The sequence below is a fragment of the Pseudomonas sp. GL-B-12 genome, from assembly GCF_019955895.1.
GTDB lineage: Bacteria > Pseudomonadota > Gammaproteobacteria > Pseudomonadales > Pseudomonadaceae > Aquipseudomonas.
Window position 1 is genome coordinate 138,734 of record NZ_JAHBCX010000011.1, and the last position, 20,753, is coordinate 159,486.

General features: G+C 57.5%; 18 protein-coding genes and 1 pseudogene. 11 read left to right on the top strand and 8 right to left on the bottom strand.

All coding sequences use genetic code 11. The annotated features are described in order from the left end of the window. Positions 1–57: 57 nt before the first annotated feature. The 8 genes and pseudogenes from KGA85_RS06700 to KGA85_RS06735 all read right to left on the bottom strand — a co-directional run bounded on the left by KGA85_RS06700 (position 58) and on the right by KGA85_RS06735 (position 9,436). On the bottom strand, positions 58–1,281 hold the full coding sequence (locus KGA85_RS06700) for an OprD family porin (protein WP_223510805.1): 1,224 nt from the start codon (positions 1,279–1,281) through the stop codon (positions 58–60). Positions 1,282–1,370: 89 nt separating this feature from the next. Next, entirely contained in the window at positions 1,371–3,002 is a 1,632-nt protein-coding gene (locus tag KGA85_RS06705; protein ID WP_223510806.1) for an amidase, read from the bottom strand. A gap of 213 nt (positions 3,003–3,215) precedes the next feature. Then, positions 3,216–3,361: pseudogene (locus KGA85_RS06710) on the bottom strand (class II histone deacetylase); the annotation flags it as partial. Between the two features lie 386 nt (positions 3,362–3,747). Next, positions 3,748–4,548: an ABC transporter permease gene (locus KGA85_RS06715; protein WP_411736616.1), complete on the bottom strand. Its 801-nt coding sequence runs from the start codon at positions 4,546–4,548 to the stop codon at positions 3,748–3,750. A 2-nt stretch (positions 4,549–4,550) separates the two neighbouring features. Next, positions 4,551–5,762, bottom strand: a complete 1,212-nt coding sequence (locus KGA85_RS06720) for an ABC transporter permease (RefSeq protein ID WP_223510808.1) — start codon at positions 5,760–5,762, stop codon at positions 4,551–4,553. A gap of 20 nt (positions 5,763–5,782) precedes the next feature. After that, positions 5,783–6,832: an ABC transporter substrate-binding protein gene (locus KGA85_RS06725; protein ID WP_223543006.1), complete on the bottom strand. Its 1,050-nt coding sequence runs from the start codon at positions 6,830–6,832 to the stop codon at positions 5,783–5,785. A gap of 82 nt (positions 6,833–6,914) precedes the next feature. Continuing rightward, positions 6,915–8,069, bottom strand: coding sequence for an ABC transporter ATP-binding protein (locus KGA85_RS06730; RefSeq protein WP_223543007.1), 1,155 nt, complete (start codon positions 8,067–8,069; stop codon positions 6,915–6,917). Further along, entirely contained in the window at positions 8,066–9,436 is a 1,371-nt protein-coding gene (locus tag KGA85_RS06735) for an aminotransferase (RefSeq protein ID WP_223510811.1), read from the bottom strand. Before KGA85_RS06735 ends, KGA85_RS06730 begins: the two co-directional genes overlap by 4 nt. Before the next feature lie 373 nt (positions 9,437–9,809). Here KGA85_RS06735 and KGA85_RS06740 point away from each other — a divergent pair, with 373 nt between their 5' ends. The 11 genes from KGA85_RS06740 (at position 9,810) to KGA85_RS06790 (ending at position 20,722) form a co-directional block, all read left to right on the top strand. Then, entirely contained in the window at positions 9,810–10,586 is a 777-nt protein-coding gene (locus KGA85_RS06740; protein WP_223510812.1) for an IclR family transcriptional regulator, read from the top strand. A 171-nt stretch (positions 10,587–10,757) separates the two neighbouring features. Next, the gene (locus KGA85_RS06745; RefSeq protein WP_223510813.1) at positions 10,758–12,257 is read left to right on the top strand and encodes an aldehyde dehydrogenase family protein; all 1,500 of its coding nucleotides are present in this window, start codon (positions 10,758–10,760) and stop codon (positions 12,255–12,257) included. 29 nt (positions 12,258–12,286) lie between these two features. Continuing rightward, positions 12,287–12,673, top strand: coding sequence for a 5-carboxymethyl-2-hydroxymuconate Delta-isomerase (locus KGA85_RS06750; RefSeq protein ID WP_223510814.1), 387 nt, complete (start codon positions 12,287–12,289; stop codon positions 12,671–12,673). Positions 12,674–12,752: 79 nt separating this feature from the next. Then, positions 12,753–13,739 carry a fumarylacetoacetate hydrolase family protein gene (locus KGA85_RS06755; RefSeq protein WP_223510815.1) on the top strand — a complete coding sequence of 329 codons (987 nt, stop codon included), beginning with the start codon at positions 12,753–12,755 and terminating at the stop codon, positions 13,737–13,739. Positions 13,740–13,772: 33 nt separating this feature from the next. Continuing rightward, complete coding sequence (locus KGA85_RS06760) at positions 13,773–14,321, top strand: VOC family protein (protein WP_223510816.1); 549 nt, start codon at positions 13,773–13,775, stop codon at positions 14,319–14,321. 83 nt (positions 14,322–14,404) lie between these two features. Beyond that, a complete protein-coding gene (locus tag KGA85_RS06765) occupies positions 14,405–14,686 on the top strand; it encodes a DUF2218 domain-containing protein (protein ID WP_223510817.1) in 282 nt (93 codons plus the stop codon). Positions 14,687–14,940: 254 nt separating this feature from the next. After that, positions 14,941–15,978 (top strand): ABC transporter substrate-binding protein, encoded by a 1,038-nt coding sequence (locus KGA85_RS06770; protein WP_223510818.1) that lies wholly within the window; start codon positions 14,941–14,943, stop codon positions 15,976–15,978. A 107-nt stretch (positions 15,979–16,085) separates the two neighbouring features. Continuing rightward, positions 16,086–17,249: an ABC transporter permease gene (locus KGA85_RS06775; protein ID WP_223510819.1), complete on the top strand. Its 1,164-nt coding sequence runs from the start codon at positions 16,086–16,088 to the stop codon at positions 17,247–17,249. An 8-nt stretch (positions 17,250–17,257) separates the two neighbouring features. Beyond that, positions 17,258–18,076, top strand: a complete 819-nt coding sequence (locus KGA85_RS06780) for an ABC transporter permease (protein ID WP_223543008.1) — start codon at positions 17,258–17,260, stop codon at positions 18,074–18,076. Between the two features lie 57 nt (positions 18,077–18,133). After that, positions 18,134–19,225 (top strand): ABC transporter ATP-binding protein, encoded by a 1,092-nt coding sequence (locus KGA85_RS06785; protein WP_223510820.1) that lies wholly within the window; start codon positions 18,134–18,136, stop codon positions 19,223–19,225. Positions 19,226–19,357: 132 nt separating this feature from the next. Further along, entirely contained in the window at positions 19,358–20,722 is a 1,365-nt protein-coding gene (locus KGA85_RS06790) for an aminotransferase class III-fold pyridoxal phosphate-dependent enzyme (protein WP_223510821.1), read from the top strand. The last annotated feature ends 31 nt before the right edge of the window (positions 20,723–20,753 follow it).

Here is a 20,753-nt window from a genome sequence, read left to right on the forward strand (position 1 = left end):
CAAGCCACCTCTTGTATCGAAATGGTAGCTTGGGCGCTTCCAGCCAGGTTCGGCGGATCAGAAGAGGTTGATCGGATACTCGGTGATCAAACGCACCTCGTTGAGGTTTACGCCTCGATCAGGACTCCTGAAGCTTGCTTGGCGTACCCTGAATGACAAGTCCTTGGCGCGTCCGGATTGCAGCACATACTTGACTTCGATATCCCGCTCCCATGCGTGACCGTCATCGGTCTGCGCGGTGTGGAAGTCCGTACCCTTCAGATAGCGCGTCATAAAACTAAGCCCCGGCACGCCGAGGGCGGCAAAGTTTAAGTCGTAGCGGGCCTGCCAGGAGCGCTCGTTTTCGTAGTTGAAGTCCGAGTATTGCACTGAGTTGGCCACGAACACTGTGCTATTACCGTCCACGCCGTAACTGTATTTGCCATGGCCGGTGACGCGCTGGTGGGCAATCATGAATGTGTGCGGTCCGGCTGCCAGCGAAGCCGACAGGCTCCAGATGCGGTTGTCCAGCACACCGCCGCGCTGTTGGCCCTGGCTCTTGGTGTCATAGCCGTTGAAGTCGAACTTGGTGGTGTAGCCGTCGCCCAGGGGCAGGCTGGCAGTAGCGCCCACGTAGTATTTGCGCCAGTAGTCCTCGACATCCGAATGGTAGACCCGGGCATTGAGGTTGCGGTTGATCTGGTAACTGCCGCCGATCAGGTCGAGGGAGGTGAGGCGGCCGCTGTCATGCTCGCTTTGGTCTCGGTTGCGCATGGCGGTGAAGTGGCCGGCGTGCAGGGTCAGGTCGGTGATTTCCTTGCTGGTGACGAGCCAGCCCTGGGTGGTTTCCGGCAGCAGGCGATTGTCGCTGGTGGCCAGCACCGGCAGGTTCACCAGTTGCTCGCCGTACTTGAACAGGGTGTTTGACAGTTGCGCCTTGACCGCCACACCGCCCTTGGCATATTGGGATTTGGCGCCGTCACTGTCCTCCTCGAGTAACAGCGTCCCACCGCCCTTGCGGCCGTTGCCGGTATCCAGCTTGATGCCGAGCAAACCGATGGCGTCCATACCGAACCCGACGGTGCCCGTGGTGAACCCGGACTCGAAAACCCCGATAAAGCCTTGGGCCCACTCTTCCGAATAGTTTTGCGACGTGCGGTTGTCGAGGAAGTTGCGGTTCATATAAAAGTTGCGGGCTTTTATGGAAAAGTGCGAGTCCTCGATAAAGCCACTGTTGTCGGCCAACGCGCTCAGGGGGAGGGTGCAGGTCAGCGCAACATGAAACACATGTTTGTTCTTCATTTTCACATCCCGGGTGCAGGGGCGCACGCGCCGGCCAATGGGCTCGGCCGAACGCTGCGCTTTTTAGTTATGTGTTGGCGTGGCAGGTTTTATTGGAGCACCGGGCGTTTGGTGTTGACCCAATCATTATGTTGCTCATAGGCATACGCCAGCTTGAGCAGCCCCAGGTCATCCCGCGGGCGTCCGATCAGTTGCATGCCCATGGGCAGTCCCTGGGGGCCGAAACCCACGGGAACGCTGATGATCGGACTGCCGGACAAGGTCCACGGGAAGCAGGTTTCCATCCACCGATGGTAGGTGTCCATCGAGCGGCCATTGATCTGCTTGGGCCAGTGTTCTGTGATGTCAAACGGGAACACCTGGGCGGTGGGCACTGCTAGATAGTCGTAGGTTTCAAACAGCGTGACGAGGGTCTTGTACCAGGCGCTCCGGGCTTTGCTGGCGTTGAAAAAGTCTGCAGCGGACAGCTTCAGCGAACCCTCGATTTCCCAGATGGCCTCGGGTTTGAGCTGCGCGCGCTTGGTCGGGTCCTCGTAGTACTTGAGCAGGCCGTTGCCGATGCCGAAATGACGATGCACCAACCAGGTGTCCCACAGGCTTTCGGGCGAAAACGGTGACTTGAGCGGCTCGACGACCATGCCTTGGCCTGCGAGGTTGCCCAGGGCTTTTTCGCAGAGCTCAAGGATGCCGGGCTCCATGGCCAGGTAACCGCCCCAGTCCCCCAGCCAGCCGATTTTCTTGCCGGTTTGTCGGGACTCAAGCGCGTGCTCGACGTTATGCGGGGTCAGCGCAGCCAATTCGGCCGAGATTTCCAGGGACAGCGCGTCGGACAGGTCCAGGCCCGACTGGGTGGCCAGCAGCAACGCCAGGTCCGGCACCGTGCGCGCCATCGGGCCACTGTAGCCAAGCTGCGAGATAAACACTTCATCCGCCGGGCTGCGGGGCACCCGGCCCTGGCTCGGGCGCATGCCGTACACGTTGCAGAATGCGGCCGGGTTGCGCAGCGACCCGCCGAAGTCACTGCCATCGGCCACCGGCAGCATGCGCAGCGCCAGCGCCGTGGCCGCGCCACCGCTGCTGCCGCCGCTGGTTTTCTGCCGGTTGTAGGGGTTGCGAGTGGGGCCGTACACCGGGTTGTACGTCTGGGAACCGAGGCCGAATTCCGGCGTGTTGGTTTTGCCGATCATCAACGCACCCGCCGCCCGTGCCCGGGCGACGTGAATCGAATCTACCTTGGGTTGATTTTTTTGCAGCAACGGCGAGCCAAAGGTGGTGACGATATCCTTGGTCAACGCCAGGTCCTTGGGCGCTTGCGGGATACCATGCAGCCAACCCAGGGACTCACCGGCCTTGAGTTTGGCGTCAAAGGCCGACGCCTCTTTAAGCAGGCTGTCGGGGTCGCGCAGGGCGACGATGGCGTTATAGGTGGGATTGAGCTGCTCGATACGCGCCAGGTAGGCCACCATCACGTCGCGGCACGACACCTGCCGCCCGTGGATGGCCAGGCTCAGTTGAGCTGCACTCCAGTCGACAATCTCTCCCGTCGCTTTCGCCGGTTTTTGGGCGCCGGCCAACGCGGGTTGAGCGGCAGCCGACCAGGCAACCCCGGGCAGGGAGCCGGCGATCACCCCGCCGACAATCCCTTTTAAAACCTGGCGGCGGCCTGCATCGGTACAGGCGGAGTCGAGAAGCGTGTTTACATCGTTTTCGGTAATGGACATCTGTATTCCTGTCAGCGGCAGTTTGAGGGCTTATGGAATTTTTCTTGTTGTGGTTTGCCGGGTTTCGCCGGCAAAAGGCCTAAACGTGTAACGCAAGAAAAAGCTGTCATCTCATTGGTTGGGGAGCGTCCTCGGGTGGGTTGTCCAGGCGTGCCTACAAGCAGGCAACGAACCATTCGTTGGTTTCACGAAACAGGCTTGCGGTTCGCTCGATCACCGCTTTTTCTGAAAGGCCAAGGCATCGCTGTCGGGTTGTTGCGCCTGGAGCAGCTCCAGCATCGGGCGACCACCGCGGTGTGCCAGCCACTCAGGTCTTCCAGGGTGGCCAGGCCACAGAACGGCACGTAGGCCTCCGCATACCACGTTGACCCGGTCCAGGAAGGCGACCACGTACAACACAAACAGCAAGGGAAGAAGGCGCCAGGCAATGCGGCTGTACAGCGCGCAGTCCTGGCCATTGTCGAAGGTGCGACGTGAGATGAGGTGCATGGTAGCTCTCTGTACTTATGCGGCAGGCGACCAAGGCCGCAGCAGAATGTTGTTGGCAGGGAGCGAAAACATACGGCTTTGTATTTCTCTAATGGAAACATCATTTCTTTTGGTGTTTCGATGTTAGTAAGGCCCTATCCGGAGTGTCAAGCACCGAATTCAGGCTTTAAAACCAGGCTTTTCAAGGACGTGCGCCAGTCCACGGGCGTGGCCCGTGAGTGACGTGAGGGCACGGCCTGTGTGGTAGGCCCCAGGGTTACGAGCGTCGGCTCAAAGAGCGTGACAACAGCAACAGCAGGGTGGCAAACAGCACCATGATGGTGGCCGCGGAAAGCAGGACTGGACTTAATGCTTCTCGGGCCGTCGTGAACATTTCGCGAGGCAGCGTCCGCTGATCGGGGCCGGCGAGAAACAGGGTTACGACCACTTCATCCAGGGAGGTGGCAAAGGCGAAGAGTCCTCCGGACAACAGGCCCGGCGAGATGAGCGGCAATGTCACTTTGCGCAAGGTTGTCCAGGGCGTCGCGCCCATGCTCGCAGCTGCCCATAACAGGCGTTGATTGAGACCACCCAGTGCCGAGCCGACATTGACCACCACGAACGGCACCGCCAAGGTGGTATGCGCCAGAATCAACCCCAGGTAGGTTCGCGTCAGCCCCGCATTGGAAAACACAAAATACATGCCCACGCCGACGATGACCGCTGGCACGATCATGGGTGCGATCAACAGGACTTCGATGAATCGTTTGCCAGGCATGGCCGGGTGCCGAAGTCCTAACGCCGCCAGCCCACCCAGGATCACGGCAAGCGCGGTGCTCGCCAGGGCCACCGCAAAACTGTTGAACAGCGCACTTAGCCATTGCGAGGAGGAGAAGAAGTCCTCGTACCAGCGCAAAGTAAAGTGTCCCAGTGGCAGTGACATGTAGCGACTGTCACTGAATGAGAGTGGCAGCACGATGAGAATGGGCAACAACAGGAAGGCCAGTACCAGGTAGCCACTCAATGACACGCCGAAATTGCCGAACCAGGCCATCGGCCCACTATTGGGATTACGGATCATCACTTAGCTCCTGTGCTGCGGCGGGCCAGATGCGCCTGAATGAGGTAGAGCAGGGTGGTCGCTACCAGCAACACCAACCCCAATGCCGAAGCCAGGCCCCAGTTCAGGGTGCCGGTAGTGAATTGGGCGATATAGAAACTGATCATTTGATCAGCCGGTCCACCGAGCAATGCGGGCGTGATGTAGAAACCGAGAGTGACAATGAAGACCATCAAGGCACCGGCCGCCAGTCCAGGAAGTACCTGTGGAAGGTAGACCTGGAAAAACACCCGCGGCGGGCGAGCCCCCATCGAGTAGGCCGCCTGTACCAGCAAGCGATTGCAACTGGACATGGCGGCAAGAAGCGGGAACACCATGAACGGCAGCATCACGTGAACCAATGCCAGAATCACGCCGAAGCGGTTATATAGCAGGTGCAACGGACTGTTGACCCATCCGAGCTTCAACAGCATCGCGTTGACGATGCCCTGGTCCTGTAACAGCACCATCCAGGCGGTCGTGCGAACCAGAATCGATGTCCAGAACGGCAGCAGGATCAGGAGCAACAGCGCGTTGCGGGCCTTGGGCGTTCGGCGGTCCAGAAACACGCACAACGGGAATGCCAACAGTACACAAACCAGCGTTGTGATGGCGGCGATGCCAAAGGTGCGCCCAAGGATCGAGCGATACAGACCGGCTTCATCCTTGGCGACCAGGCCCTGTTGGTAGTCGTGTTTCATGTCCGCGGCGGACAGTAGGTGGTAAGTCCCGACAGGGCCAGAGGCCCGTTTGAAAGTTTGCCAGGTGGCATTGTCCAGCCAGCGTGGATCGAGCGTTTGCATGCTCGCGCTGCTGCCGTCGAGATCGCCGGCCTCGCGTTTGGCTGCCATCAGTAAACCACGCAGTTCCGGCGCCTCGTAAGCCAAACGGCGGGCAGCCGCCGCGAGGTCGCGGGACGATACCGCCTTGAGGTCTTGTACCAACGGTTTGAACAAGCGCTCATCCGGGGCGGAAGTGCCGTCCCAGTCCGAGACGGCACGGGCCGTTGCGGGCATCGCTTGGGGCAGTTCGCTGTCAGCGACTGCGCGCCACAGCAATGTGCCGATCGGACCGACGAAGGTCAGGGCGAGAAACACCACCAGAGGTGCCAGCAGGCCGTAGGCGCGCCAGAGGGCGCCGCGATCCTTGCGGGCGACCACCGGTGATGAGGCATTGATTACGATTGCACTCATGTCTTTTTACTCGATTTGGATCACTGGGCCGACCAGGCGGTCCATTTGGCGTTCAGCTCGTCGATACGGTCGACCCAGAACTTGTCGTTGAGCACCAGCACGTTGGCGCTGTTCTGAGGTGCGCTCGGGGAGTCAGCGAGCGCTGCCGGGTCGGTTCCGGCGATGCCTTTGACGGAAGTGATACCGGTCGGCTGCAGACTTGGCCATTTCTTCTGGTTTTCGGCTTTCCCCATGACATCCAGCAGACCATAGGCTTTGTCGACGTTCGGCGAGTTGGCGAGGATCACCCAGCTGTCCATGGTTTGCAGGGACTGATTCCAGACCAGTCCGAAAGGCTTGTGGTCCTGGCGGATAGCGTTGGTCACCCGGCCGTTATAGGACGTGGTCATGTTCACTTCACCCGACGCGAGTAGTTGCATCGGTTGACCACCCGCTTTCCAGAACAGCAGCTGGCTCTTGATAGTGTCGAGTTTCTTGAAGGCGCGTTCTACGCCACCCGCCGAGTTGAGGACTTTGTAGACGTCGGCCGGTGCGACACCGTCGGCCATGAGGGCGATTTCCAGGTTGCCCTTGGGACCTTGGCGCAGTGCGCGTTTGCCGGGGAAGGTTTTGGTGTCGAAAAAGTCGCTCCAGTCTTTTGGAGTACGACTGGCTTTGCTGGTGTCGTAGCTCAGTACGAAGTTGTAGACCGCACTACCCACACCGCATTCGCTGACCGCGCTGGGAATGTAGTTGTCTTTGCCGCCGATACGCTTGAAGTCCATCGCGACGAAAAGCCCTTCACCGCAACCCAATTGCAGGTCTTCGGCCTCGACCTGAACCACATCCCAGCCACTGTCTGCACCTTCAGCGTGAGTTCTCAGCAGGCCGATACCACCATCCCAGCTGTCATCGATGACTTTATTGCCGCTGGCCTGGCTGTAGGGTTCGAAGAAGATTTTGCGTTGCACATCCTGATACGCACCGCCCCATGAGGCCACGGTGAGGTCTCTGGCCTGAGCGGTTCCCTGAAGCAAGGCAAGCCCGCACAAAACGAATGTGAGACTGCGAACGGAACATGGATTGAACATGATGTGACTCCCAGACTGTTGATTTAGTTGTGGTCGGCAGAAGTGACGTAACAGATCGACGCGTTCTTGTTGTTTTGGGCTTTCAGCGCAAAATCATTGCCTGTGCGGCAGGCAGCGCCAGCCTCACGCTTTCGCCGGGCAGGGGTGGTGCCTGGCCCAGGCTGCCCGGGTTGTAAGTCATCGACAGCTCGCAGCCATCGGTCATCACCAGGCGCAACTTGCAGTGGGCGCCATGAAAGATGCTGTCGACGACGCGGGCCTGAATCGCGGCCTCTCCCGGCGTTGCCAGCCTCAGGTTTTCGGGGCGAATAGCCAGCGCCACCGGGAGACCTGCGACCAGCTCGGGATCAGAGCAAAACGCCTCGTGAACCGTGTCGCCTTCGGTCAGGCGGATTCGTGCGAGATTGCCGCTGACACTGACCAGGACACCTTCCAGCACATTGGTTTCACCCAGAAAGTTCGCCACGAAGCGTGTGGCAGGGCGGTTGTAAATGGTTTCCGGTCGGTCGATCTGGGCGATCTTGCCTTCGTTGAACACCGCCACGCGATCCGACATGGTCATGGCTTCGTCTTGATCGTGAGTAACGTAGACAAACGTGATGCCCAGCTGTTTATGGATGGCTTTGAGTTCCAGTTGCATGTGTTCGCGCAAACCCTTGTCGAGGGCACCCAGCGGTTCGTCCATCAGCAGGATGCGTGGGCGATACACCAGCGCTCGGGCTAGCGCGACACGTTGCTGCTGGCCTCCGGACAACTGTGCGGGGTTGCGATCTTCAAACCCTTCCAGACGAGCCAGGGTCAACGCTTCCTTGACGCGAACCTTTGCTTCGGCGGCCGGTATTTTGCGCAAGTTGAGGGGGAAGGCGACGTTCTCGGCCACGCTCATGTGCGGGAACAAGGCGTAACTCTGAAAGACCACGCCCATGTCGCGTTTATAAGCCGGCAGTTTACTGATGTCAGTGCCGTCCATGAGGATACGGCCACGGTCTGGCGCGTCGAAACCGGCAAGCATCATCAATGTGGTCGTCTTTCCCGATCCGCTGGGGCCCAGCAGGGACAGAAATTCGCCCTGACGGATGTTCAAGTCCAGGTTGTCTACGACCCAGCTGCGCTCGTCATATGTTTTGTGTACACCTTCGAACCGGACCAGTACCGGACTTTCCGCTACGGGTGCTTCGATGTTGTCGGGTAGTGGCATAGGGACCCTGGTCAGCGCGCGACTGGATTGTGCGGTCATGGCCGGATACCCGCGAGGACTTCATCGAGTGCCTGAGCCACAGCCTTGAGAATAGTCTGGATCTGATCGGCATCGACGATCAGCGGCGGCGCCATCACCAGGGTGTCGCCCAGTGCGCGCAGCAGGATGCCGTTGCGTTGCAGGACATCGCTGACCTTGCTGGCTACTTTGAATTCGGCGGGGAAGGGTTCACGGGTCTGCTTGTCAGCGACGAACTCCAGTGCCGCCATCAGACCGATGCCGCGTGCATCGCCCACCAGTGGATGATCGGCAAAGGCTTTGATGCCAGCCTGGAAGGCCGGGGCAACCTCGGCAACGTGTTCGACGATAGCCAACTCGTCGTACATGCGCAGGGTTTCCAGTGCAACGGCTGCGGCCACCGGATGCCCTCCGTAGGTGTAGCCGTGCCCCAGGCCACCCAGGGTATTGCTCTGATCGGCGATGACCTGATAGACCTGATCGCTGAGCAGCAAAGCCGAGATCGGCTGAAACGCTGCGGACAAACCTTTGGCACAAGTCAGCATGTCGGGCTGAATGCCCATTGCCTGACAGCCCCAGTAATAGCCGGTGCGCCCGAAGCCACAGATCACTTCGTCGGCCACCATCAGAATGTCGTACTTGCGCAGTACCGCCTGAACCTTGGCGAAATACCCGGCTGGCGGCAGGATCACGCCACCGGTGCCCATCACAGGCTCAGCGAAGAAGGCGCCAATGGTTTCAGGGCCAGCGTCGAGAATGGTCTGCTCCAACTCTTCGGCGAGGCGGGTGGAGAACGCTTCTTCGGTTTCCCCGGGAAGGCCTTGGCGATAGAGGTGTGGGCAACGCACATGGATGACGTCGGCCAGGGGCTCGCCCCAACCTTTATGCATGTTGGGCAAACCGGTGAGGCTGGCGGCGGCCAGTGTGGTGCCATGGTAACTGCGGTGACGTGCAATCAGGCGTGTCTTGCCCGGTTTTCCCAGCGCAATGTGGTAGTAGCGAACGAATTTGATCGCGGTATCGATCGCTTCCGATCCTGAACTCTGGAACACCACTTTTTCCAGGCCCGCCGGCGCGTGGGCAATCAATTCGGCAGCCAGGTCTGCGGCCGGTCCATGACTGCGGTGCGCGAAGGTCTGCTGATAGGGCAGCTTCAACATTTGTGCATACGCCGCTTCAGCCAGACGCGGTTGGCTGAAGCCCAGCGTTGCACACCACAGGCCTGACATGCCCTCTATGTAGCGCCGGCCTTGGTCATCAAATACATAAATGCCCTCGCCACGCTCGATCAGCAATGGACCCAGTTGTTCGTGCAGTCGCAGATTGGTCTGCGAGTGGAGATGGTGGGCGATGTCTCGCTTGGCCAGGGCCGAATCACGAGCGGTCATGACGTCATCCTCTTAAATCATTAATCAGTCGTATGCGTATGCGGTACGTAGTTTCATTTTTACGACTATTGGCGGTGATCGTCAAATGTTTTGTGTATCGCTGTAAGCAATAGTGTTTCGTTGGAAGAAAAATTATTCGATGGATTTTTGTAAGGGGAAAGACTTTTGTCGAGAAATCATCCGCTTATGCTGCAGTTGGTGAGATGTCGAGATGAGGAGTTCAGTAAGGCGAAAATGCAGAGTCACAGACTTGTTTATCGGTGATATACAGTTGTATCGTTTCGCCTACGCGAACACGGTGCTTTTAAGATCTACAGCACAAAGCTTGCCAGCTCGACGCGGACTTCGATGAATCGCATGAACGGGATCAAACATGAGCGACGATGCAGGGAAAGGTGGAGTCAGATCGGTGCAACTGGCCCTCGATGTGCTCGAACGAGTGGCAAGCGCGGGGGATGAGATTGGGGTCAGTGAGTTGGCCGTACAACTGGGGACTACTAAAGGCTCAGTGTTCAGGCACCTGAAGACTCTGGTCGAGCGCGGTTACTTGAGTCAAAACCCGCAGACCTCAAAGTATCGACTGGGCATCCAGGCCTATGTGCTCGGGCAGGTAGCCGCCAGCGGCATCGACCTGCTAAGCGCTTCCGCTGACGCCATTCGAGATCTGCGAGACGAACTGGGATTGACGGTGGTTCTGTCGGTGCTTCAAGCGCGCCGGTTGATAGTGGTCGAAACGCTGCTGGGCAAATCCACGCTTGAAATTGGTGTGCGTATCGGCACTGAACTGCAGCTGCATTGCAACGCCCAGGGCAAGGTCGCGTTGGCCTTTGCCAAGCAGTTGAGCATGGATCAACTCCCAGGCGAGTTGCCCGCCGTCACGGTGAATACCGTGACCGACCGTGCCGATTTGGTGGGCCAGGTCAGCGAAGCCAGGTCTCAAGGTTGGGCGTCAGCCATCGAGGAAGAAACACTGGGAATTTCTGCTATCGCTGCTCCGATATTAGGCATCAACGAGGAATTTATCGGCACTGTAGCGCTGGTGGCGACCGTGCAGAATATTTCCCGTGAACTGAATCCTGAGCAGGTCAGGGCATTGAAAAAAGCAGCGTTGCGCGCGTCTTGGAACCTTGGGTTCAAAGGAGACTTTTGACGGGTGTAGTCATTACTGGCTAGCCGCATCCAAATCGACATGCTCCACATACACGACTTCACGGACGAGCCGGTGCAGGGGTCACCTTGGACGGGTATAGGCCGATCTTCTACTGCTTCCTACTATGGGGTCATGTTCAATGCCCCATTGGGGTAACAGGAAGCCTGAGTCATGGCGATCGACAGTAATGATTATTCACGCCTGAGCCCTGCAGCTCGTGTATTTCTCGAGCACACACACGGTCACTTTATTGATGGGCAGTGGCAGGCGCCCACCGCCAGCATTGCTGTGCTCGACCCCTCCAGTGGTCATCAGATCAGTGCTATCGGGGCAGGCAATGCCGCGGATATCGACGCCGCTGTGCAGGCTGCTTATCGTGCTTTCAATCAGCCATCCTGGCGCGGATTGTCGCCGCTTGATCGTGAACGCCTGATCCTGCGCCTGGCCGATTTGATCGAAGCCAATATGGCACTTCTGGCTCAAGTCGAAAGCGTCGATAACGGCATGCCGTTGGGCTTTGCCGAAATCAACGTGGGCGGCGCCGCTGGCGTTCTGCGCTATATGGCCGGCTGGCCGTCGAAGATCGTCGGCGAGACGGTTGATGTGAAGATGCCGTTTCCCGGTAGTCAGTTTTTTGCCTACACCACCCGTGAAGCGGTGGGCGTGGTCGGGGCAATCGTGCCGTGGAACGTACCGCTGATGATGGCGATCTGGAAGCTTGCGCCGGCGTTGGCAGCCGGTTGTACGGTCGTGCTGAAACCGGCTGAAGATGCCTCGCTGACGGCCCTGATCCTGGCTGATCTGATTCAGCAGGCCGGTTTTCCGAATGGTGTGGTCAACATCGTGACGGGCTACGGTGCAGAAGCAGGTGAAGCCTTGGTGCGCCATCCCCAGGTGGCGAAGATTTCCTTTACCGGTTCCACTGAGACTGGCAAGTACATCAACCGTCTGGCCACTGACCACTTGAAGAAAGTCACCCTCGAGTTGGGCGGAAAATCTCCAACCATCGTGTTTGATGACGCCGATCTGCAGCAGGCCATCAGCGGTGCGGCCAATGCGATTTTCACCAACTCAGGGCAGATCTGCGTCGCCGGTGCGCGTTTGTATGTGCAGCGCCGGGTGTATGAGCAGGTCCTGGAAGGGGTCGCCCGGCAGGCTGACAGTCTGCAGCTCGGGGCCGGGCTCAATGCGGGTAGCCAGATGGGGCCATTGATCAACGCTCGTCAGCTCGAAAGAGTGCAGGGTTATGTGCAACGAGCAGTGCAGGGGGGCGCAAGCCTGGTTACCCAAGGGCGCTCACCTCAAGGCGAGGGCTTCTTTGCAGCGCCGGCAGTCCTGGCCGGCATCAAGCAGGAGGACGAGCTGGTGCAGCAAGAAATTTTCGGCCCGGTCCTCGCCGTCATGCCATTCGATGATCTCGAAGAGGCAGCGATGCTTGCCAATGACACAGTGTACGGTTTGGCGGCCAGTGTCTGGAGTCGTGACTTGAGCCGCGTGCATCAGCTTATTCCTTTGCTCAAGTGCGGCAAAGTTTCGGTTAATACCGAGGGCTTCCCTTATCCGGCGTTGCCAGAAGGTGGTACGAAGCAATCCGGATTCGGCCGTGATCTTGGTCGTGAAGGTTTGGACGGCTATCTGGAAAGCAAAACCGTATTGGTTCGGGTTTCCTGATCGGTCTGAGCTCTGCCTGAGGTCTTCAAATGCCGCATTTCATTGTCGAGTACACCGCCAATCTTGAAAACGAACTGGAGCTGGACACTTTGTTCGCCAAAGTTCATCGGCAACTGATCGCCAAGCAGTTGTTCCCCACTGGTGGCATCCGCAGTCGGGCACGGCGCATTGAGCACTATTGTTTTGCGGATGGCTTGGGCGACTACGCGGGCGTTCATGTCGAGCTCAAGCTCAGTGCCACTCGTCCGCAGACGCTGCGTGAGGAAATAGGGCAAAACATTTTCGCCACTCTTCAGGCGCATTTTGCTGATCTACAGGCACGTCGTTTTCTGGCGTTGTCGATGGAGGTGGGGCTGTTCCATCCGGGTGCGTTCTTCAACTCAAACAATTTGCACGCGCTGTTCGAGCATTCCTGAGGCGAGAGCGCGCCGTTGAGCTCTCCCTGCCTCGAACTCATCGGGCAGGGCTGCCCATTTAATGTCTGGAGTTAGAATCATGAAGCTTGCGTCACTGAAATCTGGGCGTGATGGCCAACTGTTAGTGGTCAGTCGCGATCTGAGGCTGGCAGTCAAAGTGGGTGAGCGTGCGCCCACCTTGCAGTTCGCACTGGACAACTGGGACTCGCTTGAAGCCCCACTGCGCGAGTTGTATGACGCGTTGAATCAGGGTCAGATCGAAGGGGCTTTTGCCCTTGATATGACGGTGCTGGGGTCGCCGCTGCCACGCAGCTATCAGTACCTGGATGGGGCCTGCTACCTCAGCCATATTCAGCGCAATCGTGCTGCGCGGGGCGAGACCTTGCCGACGGATCTACTGGAAAAGCCGCTCGTGTATCAGGGCATCTCCCATGGCTTCATGGCTTGGAATGACCCCATCAGCTTGCCTGACGATGGCATGGGTATCGACTTTGAAGCGGAGATCGCCGCCGTCACCGGTGATGTACCCATGGGGGTCTCGCCAGAGAATGCGACAAGCTACATCCGGTTGTTCGTGCTGCTCAATGATGTTTCGTTGCGCGCGCTGATTCCCGCCGAACTCAAACGCACCTTTGGTTTTGTTACCAGCAAATCGGCTTCCACTCTGGGGCCAATCGCCGTTACTCCCGATGAATTGGGCGATTTGTGGGACGGCAAATTGGTGTCTGGGAAAATGAAGTGCTGGGTTCGCGGAGAACTCTTTGGCGATATAGAAACCGGTATCGATACACCCTTCCACTATGGCCACATGATTGCTCATGTGGCTCAAACCCGAGACTTCGAGCCCGGTAGTTTAGTGGGGCTGGGCACGGTTTCTAATGAGGATGACAGTGTCGGTTGCGGTTGTATCGGCGAGTGGCGTGCACTGGAAACCATCAAGACTGGCCAGGCCTCGACCTCACTGTTGAAGTTCGGCGAGCGGGTCAGGATCGAGCACTTCGACCGACAAGGGCGTTCGGTATTCGGTCCCATCGATCAGGTTGTTGCGCAGCGCAACATTAACTGAACCAGACATCAAACCCAGAACAGGGAGCTCACCATGCTCTGTAAAAGTCTCCACCATGCTGCCTTTCGTTGCAAAGATGCCCGGGAAACGGTCGAGTTCTATACGAATATTCTCGGCCTGAAATTCATTCACGCGATGGGCGAAGACCATGTCCCGTCAACGGGCGCCTACAGCCCGCACATTCATATTTTTTTTCAGATGGAAGACGGAAGCTGCATTGCCTTCTTTGAACTGCCCAACGATCCAGGCGCTGTTTCAGGGCGGGATCCCGAGACTCCAGGCTGGGTTCAGCACTTTGCTTTTCGGGTCAAGGATGTCGAAACACTGTTGCAAGCCAAGGCCGACTTGGAGTCCAAAGGCGTCAACGTATTGGGGCCGGTCAATCATGATGACTTTCTGCTTTCAATCTACTTTTTCGACCCTTCGGGGCATCGCCTTGAGTTGGGTGTGCACACGGCTACTCCCGAGATGGATGAGAAGTACGAACGTGATGCGCAGGCCGTACTAATGCATTGGGATGGGCGGCATAACTGGTCTGAGCGGGAGCTGATTTTCGGCGCGGCTCATGGCTATAAACACTAGCTACAACCCCATGGCGCTTATGCAAAATTGGCATGCCCCTTGAGCCTTGTGCGCAAGGGGCTTTGCTCATTGAGGAGTTGTCTATGTTGATATCTCGCGCCCATGTCAGCACGCCGTTGGCAGCCCGCTGCCTGACCCGTCTTTGCCGCCATTGGAGTCATAAGTTCACCGTCAGTTTCAATGAGACACAGGGAGAAATTTTTTTCGATCCGTCCCGTTGCCTGCTTGAAATCAATGAGGGCGGCTTGCTCATCAGCCTTCAGGCGCCTGATCTGGCTCAATTGGATGAGCTGAAGCCGGTGGTGGCTGATCACTTGCAGCGCATGGCCGGCGAAGACCTTCTGATCATTCGCTGGCAACGCTGAATCAATTGCTTACAAACTCGACGGGCGCCGCTAAAGGCGCCCTTTTTTTGCGTGTGACTAGCGATTTTGAACTACCCAGTGCGGTTTCACTCAATCGGCCGGCCTGGCCCCCCAGCAAGTCTGAACATCTGAACAATTGAGCGTCACCCTTCAGGGTGACGTTAGTTGATCCGAGCGAGCGTAGCTTACGGTTGTAGCGAGTCGGTGAAAAAAACATTCCGATATATCCGACTGCCTGCACTGAGGGTACGTCCATGAACCATAAGTTTTCTTCGAGTATCTGCGGTTTATTGGCTGGGGTTGTTCTGGCCAGCAATGCTTCGGCTCAGGTCACCTTGGTGTCTTGGGGGGGCATCTTTCAAGATGCGCAGCGAGAGGTGTTCTTCGATCCCCTGCGGGCCGAAGGGCTGAACATTCATGAAGACAGTTGGGACGGCGGCATCGGTATCTTGCGTTCAAAGATCATGGCCGGTGACTCCGGATGGGATTTGGTACAGGTCGAACCCGAGGAGATGGTGCTGGGTTGTGAGGAGGGATTGTATCAACCGCTGGACTTCTCGCGCATTGGCAAACCCTCGCAATTTATCCCGGGGGCCGCGAGCGAATGCGGGTTGGGTGCGAACGTATACAGCATAGTGATTGCCTATGATGGCAATGTGCTGAAGGCCGGACCTCAATCCTGGGCTGATTTTTGGGACGTAAAGAAATTTCCCGGCAAGCGAGCACTGCGTCAGGGGCCGAAAATGAACCTGGAGTTCGCCTTGATGGCCGATGGTGTTGCGCCTGATCAGGTCTACGCCGTATTGAGTACTCCGCAAGGTGTCGATCGCGCGTTTGCTAAGTTGGAGCAACTCAAGCCGAACATAATCTGGTGGTCGGCCGGCAACCAGCCGATGCAACTGCTTGGCTCTGGCGAAGTTGTTATGACCACCACTTACAACGGCCGTGTATTTGCCGCCAATGAGTCGGACAAGCGCAATTTCAAAGTGGTATGGAATGGCGGAGTTTTTATGGTCGACTCCTGGGTGCTGCTCAAGGGCAGTAAGAATCAGGACGAGGCTTACCGTTTCCTCAAGTATTTCGGCGATGCTCGCAACCAGGCGCGTTTCCCGCAGAAAATTCGGTATGGGGTGGCGAACAAAGACGCCAATCAGCTGATCCCGGCCGAGATTCAGGCTCAGTTGCCGAGCTCGCCCGAGACCCTGGCCAAATCAGTACCTTTCAATGCAGAGTATTGGCTGGAGAACATTGACTCACTGACTGAGCGATTCTCCGCATGGTCGGCAAAATGAGGGTCGTGAATTCACGAAATGCCGCCGCCGGGGTGATGGCTACCGCCACGGATTCAGGCGTCAAGGCATTCCCACGAAGCTGCCCCCAGTTGCGCCGACGTCAGTGTATGGCACTGCTGCTGATCGCCCCGTTATTCTTGTTCCTGCTTGGCACATTCATCATGCCGTTAAGTGGCATGCTCAAACTTGCAGTTGATGACCGAGAAACCGCCACGCTGTTATCTCGCACAATGTCGGCATTGAAGGGCTGGGACAAGCGGACTTTACCCTCTGACGCAGCGTATGAAGCGTTGGTGGCTGATTTGCGCCAGGCCCAGCAGGATAAAACTCTCGGAACAATAGCGCGGCGTATTAACTACGACACTCCGGGGTTGCGCAGCCTGATCAGTAACAGTGCGCGCAAGTTGGCAACTTCTGAAGCTGGGAATGGGACCTGGCAGCAGCGACTGACCGCGATTGATCCGCAATGGGCAAAACTGGAGCCATGGATCGCCATCGAGCGTGCCCGTGGGCCGGTTACCGATCTCTACTTGCTGACGGCGTTGGACCTTAAGCGCGATGCTCAAGGACAGATTGTTCAGGTTGACGAGGGGCAATCGAACTACCTGGATATTCTCGGGCGTACATTCGGTATTTCGTTGTCTGTGACCCTGATCACTTTGTTGCTGGCGTTTCCGGTGGCGCAATACATGGCCTCTGCGTCACCTCGGCTGGGCGGGATCATCATGTTGCTGGTGCTCCTGCCGTTCTGGACCTCGGTACTGGTAAGGACCATGGCGTGGGTGGTTGTGCTGCAAGGAAATGGTCTGGTCAACAACCTTCTGCAAACGTTGGGTGTAATCGAGGACCCGCTGCACATGCTTTATAACCGCACGGGTGTGCTGGTGGCGCTCAGTCATGTGCTGTTGCCCTACATGATCCTGCCGCTGTATGGCGCGATGCGCGCGGTTCCGGCTGCACAAATGCGTGCAGCGGTGTCGCTCGGCGCGGGACCGGTCATGGCTTATCGCAGGGTGTACTTACCACAGCTGCTGCCGGGTATAGCCGCGGGCTCACTGCTGGTCTTCATTCTTGCTCTTGGCTACTACATCACTCCGGTGCTGATTGGTGGCTCAAATGACCAACTGATCAGTTACTACATTGCCTTTTACACCAGCGGCACAATCAATTGGGGCTTGGCCGCGGGGTTGGGCATGGTCCTGCTTATCGCAACGCTGGTGCTTTATCGGGTTTATGTCGGCTTGGTTGGCGTACAGCGCATCGGTCGCTAGGAGAACGTATGCAAAGCACTCTGTTTTGGCGCTATTTCAATCGTTGCGCGGCGTGGATGGTGTTGGTGTTCCTGATGGCCCCTATCCTGGTGATCATCCCATTGTCATTCAACGGTGGAAGTTTTCTCAGCTACCCGTTGGATGGTTGGTCGTTGCGCTGGTATCAGCAGGTGTTCAACTCGCCTCAATGGCTGTTTGCACTCAAGAACAGTTTGACGATCGGTGTCGCCAGCATGGGCTTGGCAACGGTGCTCGGCACACTGGCAGCGCTGGGTCTCAACCTTGCGGATTTCCGCATGAAGCCTCTACTGATGGCGGTATTGTTGTCGCCGATGATCGTTCCGACAGTGATCACAGCCGTCGGTATCTACTTTCTGTTCTCCACGCTCGGGTTGGCCAGCACTTACATCGGCATGGTGCTGGCGCATACGGCACTGGCAACACCTTTTGTGTTGATCGCGGTGAACGCCACGCTGCAAGGGCTTGATCGCGGCTTGCTGCGCGCGGCGGCGAGCCTTGGTGCCGGTCCGATTCGTACGTTTTACAGAATCACCTTGCCGCTGATTCTTCCGGGCGTAGCAAGCGGTGCGGTGTTCGCCTTTGCAACTTCATTCGATGAGGTGGTGGTGTCGCTACTACTGGCGGGACCAGATCAGCGCACCTTGCCCCGAGAGATGTTCTCCGGTGTTCGCGAAAACCTGAGTCCATCCATTACCGCCGTGGCGTTCCTGCTGACGCTGTTGTCGACACTCTTCCTGCTGACCCTTGGCTGGTTGCAACGCTATGCCTCGCGCATGGCTGGGAAAAGTGCCACATCCGGAACGTGATTTCGGTTGCGACAGGTTCGCGGCCACCCTGCAATTCACTCGAGAGCGTGTGACTTCATGTCGAAGAGTAATGATTCCTACGTCAAGTTCGCTGGCGTGAAAAAAAGTTATGACGGCCAGAATTTCGTGGTCAAGAATCTCAATCTGAGTATCCGTGAGGGCGAGTTCATGACGCTACTCGGTCCCTCGGGGTCGGGTAAAACCACCTGCCTGATGATGCTCGCCGGGTTTGAAACCGCCAGCGAAGGGGAGATCTATCTGGATGGCCAACCGATCAGCCGTATAGCCACTCATAAACGTAACATCGGCATGGTGTTCCAGAACTATGCCTTGTTCCCGCATATGACTATCGCCGACAACCTGGCGTTTCCGTTGCAAGTCCAGCGTCTGGACAAGGCGGAAATTCGCAGTCGGGTAGGGCGCGCGTTGGAAATGGTGCACCTGCAGCACCTGGCAACACGAAAGCCCGCGCAACTGTCTGGTGGTCAACAACAAAGGGTGGCCGTGGCGCGCGCATTGATCTTCGAGCCCAAGCTGGTGCTGATGGACGAGCCACTGGGGGCGCTGGACAAACAACTGCGCGAGCAGATGCAATATGAGATCAAACGCTTACACAGCCAACTGGGCATCACCATGGTCTACGTCACCCATGATCAGGGCGAGGCCTTGACCATGTCTGATCGAGTGGCGGTGTTCAACGATGGTGTGATCCAGCAATTGGCCAGTCCGGGCGAGCTTTACGAGCGTCCCGCGAATGCCTTCGTTGCGCAGTTCATCGGCGAGAACAATCAACTCAAAGGTATCGTTCAGAGCGTGCAGGGTGAGCGCTGTGTCATTGGCATGGATACAGGTCAGCAAATCAACGCAATGAGCTCACCAGGCCTTAAGACAGGGCAGCGTTGCTGTCTGGCGTTGCGTCCCGAGCGGGTCAGTTTTCTGGAGCCGGGAATTGAACTGAGCAACAACTTCGAGGCAGACGTTTGTGAAGTGATCTACCACGGTGACCACCTGCGTACCCGCGTCAAGCTATGTGGACATGACGACTTCATCATCAAAATACCCAATGTTCAAGGGCTGGTTCCCTCCTTGCCGGGTAACCGTGTGCGGATTGGCTGGCATTTGCAGGATTGTCACGCGTTGGGCGTCTGAAATATGCCGTTGTGAGGGTGGCGACTCACCCCTTGAGGGTAGAGACGCAAGGGGTGTCAGACCCTAGATTCAGGACCAGGGATCACACATGGCTGTGTGTCCTTTCCCTAATGAATGACCTGGAGTGGCAGTATGAACAGTAACAACAATGCCTGGCTCAAAGAACACAATACGGTGCACTTGATGCACCCGATGCAAGATCCCAAAGCGCTGCATGAACAAAGGCCGTTGATCATCAAGTCCGGCGATGGCGTGCACATTACCGACGTTGACGGGCGTCGTTTTATCGACTGTCAGGGCGGGTTGTGGTGTGTCAATGCGGGTTATGGCCGACGCGAAATCATCGATGCAGTGACCAAGCAGATGGAGGAGCTTGCCTACTATTCGTTGTTCCCGGGCAGCACCAACGCACCGGCCATTGCACTGTCGCATAAGTTGACGGAAGTGGCGGCCGAAGAGGGTATGGTCAAGGCATCGTTTGGTCTGGGTGGCTCCGATGCGGTGGAAAGTGCGCTGAAGATTGCACGTCAGTACTGGAAACTCGAAGGTCAACCTGACAAGGTCAAATTCGTCTCGCTGTACAACGGTTATCACGGCCTTAATTTTGGTGGCATGTCCGCGTGTGGCGGCAATGCCTGGAAAAACAGCTATGAACCGTTGATGCCAGGATTTTTTCAGGTTGAATCACCGCACCTGTATCGCAACCCTTTCACCAATGATCCAGAGGAGCTTGCTGAAATCTGCGCTCAGATCCTCGAGCGGCAAATCGAAATGCAGGCGCCAGGCACCATTGCTGCGTTGATCGCTGAGCCGGTCCAGGGCGCCGGCGGAGTCATCGTCCCGCCTGCGTCCTATTGGCCCCGTTTGCGCCAGATCTGCGACAAGTACGACATTCTGCTGATCGCCGATGAGGTCATTACCGGGCTGGGTCGAAGCGGTTCGTTGTTCGGGTCCCGAGGTTGGGGCGTCAAGCCGGATATCATGTGCCTGGCCAAGGGCATCAGTAGCGGTTATGTGCCTTTGAGCGCAACACTGGTCAATTCGCGCGTTGCCCGGGCCTGGGAGCGTGACGCCGGTTTCACCTCGGTATACATGCACGGTTACACCTACTCCGGGCATCCTGTCTCCTGCGCGGCAGCGCTTGCTGCAATCGACATTGTGCTGGATGAGAACCTTGCAGAAAACGCGCGGGTGGTCGGCGACTATTTCCTCGAGAGGCTGCTGTCGCTCAAAGAGAAACACCGGGCGATCGGCGATGTACGCGGCAAAGGACTGATGCTGGCAGTCGAGTTGGTCAAGGACCGTGCGACCAAGGAGCCGTTCGGTCCTGCGGATGCTTATCCGTTGGCGATCTCAGAAGCCTGTGTGAACAATGGAGTGATGATCCGCACCATCGTCAACAAACTGATCATTTCGCCACCGCTGACCTTCAACAAAGAACACGTCGACGAAGTCGTCGAAGTGCTTGATCGCGCGTTCGTCGCCAACCCCTGGTAAGCCGCTATCGACCAGCATTCACGGATGCTGG

Excerpts from the sequence above, each read along its gene's own strand:
- KGA85_RS06700 (WP_223510805.1), bottom strand. The coding sequence starts at position 1,281 with ATGAAGAACAAACATGTGTTTCATGTTGCGCTGACCTGCACCCTCCCC.
- KGA85_RS06745 (WP_223510813.1), top strand. The coding sequence starts at position 10,758 with ATGGCGATCGACAGTAATGATTATTCACGCCTGAGCCCTGCAGCTCGT.
- KGA85_RS06750 (WP_223510814.1), top strand. The coding sequence starts at position 12,287 with ATGCCGCATTTCATTGTCGAGTACACCGCCAATCTTGAAAACGAACTG.
- KGA85_RS06740 (WP_223510812.1), top strand. The coding sequence starts at position 9,810 with ATGAGCGACGATGCAGGGAAAGGTGGAGTCAGATCGGTGCAACTGGCC.
- KGA85_RS06760 (WP_223510816.1), top strand. The coding sequence starts at position 13,773 with ATGCTCTGTAAAAGTCTCCACCATGCTGCCTTTCGTTGCAAAGATGCC.
- KGA85_RS06775 (WP_223510819.1), top strand. The coding sequence starts at position 16,086 with ATGGCACTGCTGCTGATCGCCCCGTTATTCTTGTTCCTGCTTGGCACA.
- KGA85_RS06790 (WP_223510821.1), top strand. The coding sequence starts at position 19,358 with ATGAACAGTAACAACAATGCCTGGCTCAAAGAACACAATACGGTGCAC.
- KGA85_RS06780 (WP_223543008.1), top strand. The coding sequence starts at position 17,258 with ATGCAAAGCACTCTGTTTTGGCGCTATTTCAATCGTTGCGCGGCGTGG.
- KGA85_RS06725 (WP_223543006.1), bottom strand. The coding sequence starts at position 6,832 with ATGTTCAATCCATGTTCCGTTCGCAGTCTCACATTCGTTTTGTGCGGG.
- KGA85_RS06755 (WP_223510815.1), top strand. The coding sequence starts at position 12,753 with ATGAAGCTTGCGTCACTGAAATCTGGGCGTGATGGCCAACTGTTAGTG.
- KGA85_RS06785 (WP_223510820.1), top strand. The coding sequence starts at position 18,134 with ATGTCGAAGAGTAATGATTCCTACGTCAAGTTCGCTGGCGTGAAAAAA.
- KGA85_RS06765 (WP_223510817.1), top strand. The coding sequence starts at position 14,405 with ATGTTGATATCTCGCGCCCATGTCAGCACGCCGTTGGCAGCCCGCTGC.
- KGA85_RS06720 (WP_223510808.1), bottom strand. The coding sequence starts at position 5,762 with ATGAGTGCAATCGTAATCAATGCCTCATCACCGGTGGTCGCCCGCAAG.
- KGA85_RS06770 (WP_223510818.1), top strand. The coding sequence starts at position 14,941 with ATGAACCATAAGTTTTCTTCGAGTATCTGCGGTTTATTGGCTGGGGTT.
- KGA85_RS06735 (WP_223510811.1), bottom strand. The coding sequence starts at position 9,436 with ATGACCGCTCGTGATTCGGCCCTGGCCAAGCGAGACATCGCCCACCAT.
- KGA85_RS06730 (WP_223543007.1), bottom strand. The coding sequence starts at position 8,069 with ATGACCGCACAATCCAGTCGCGCGCTGACCAGGGTCCCTATGCCACTA.
- KGA85_RS06705 (WP_223510806.1), bottom strand. The coding sequence starts at position 3,002 with ATGTCCATTACCGAAAACGATGTAAACACGCTTCTCGACTCCGCCTGT.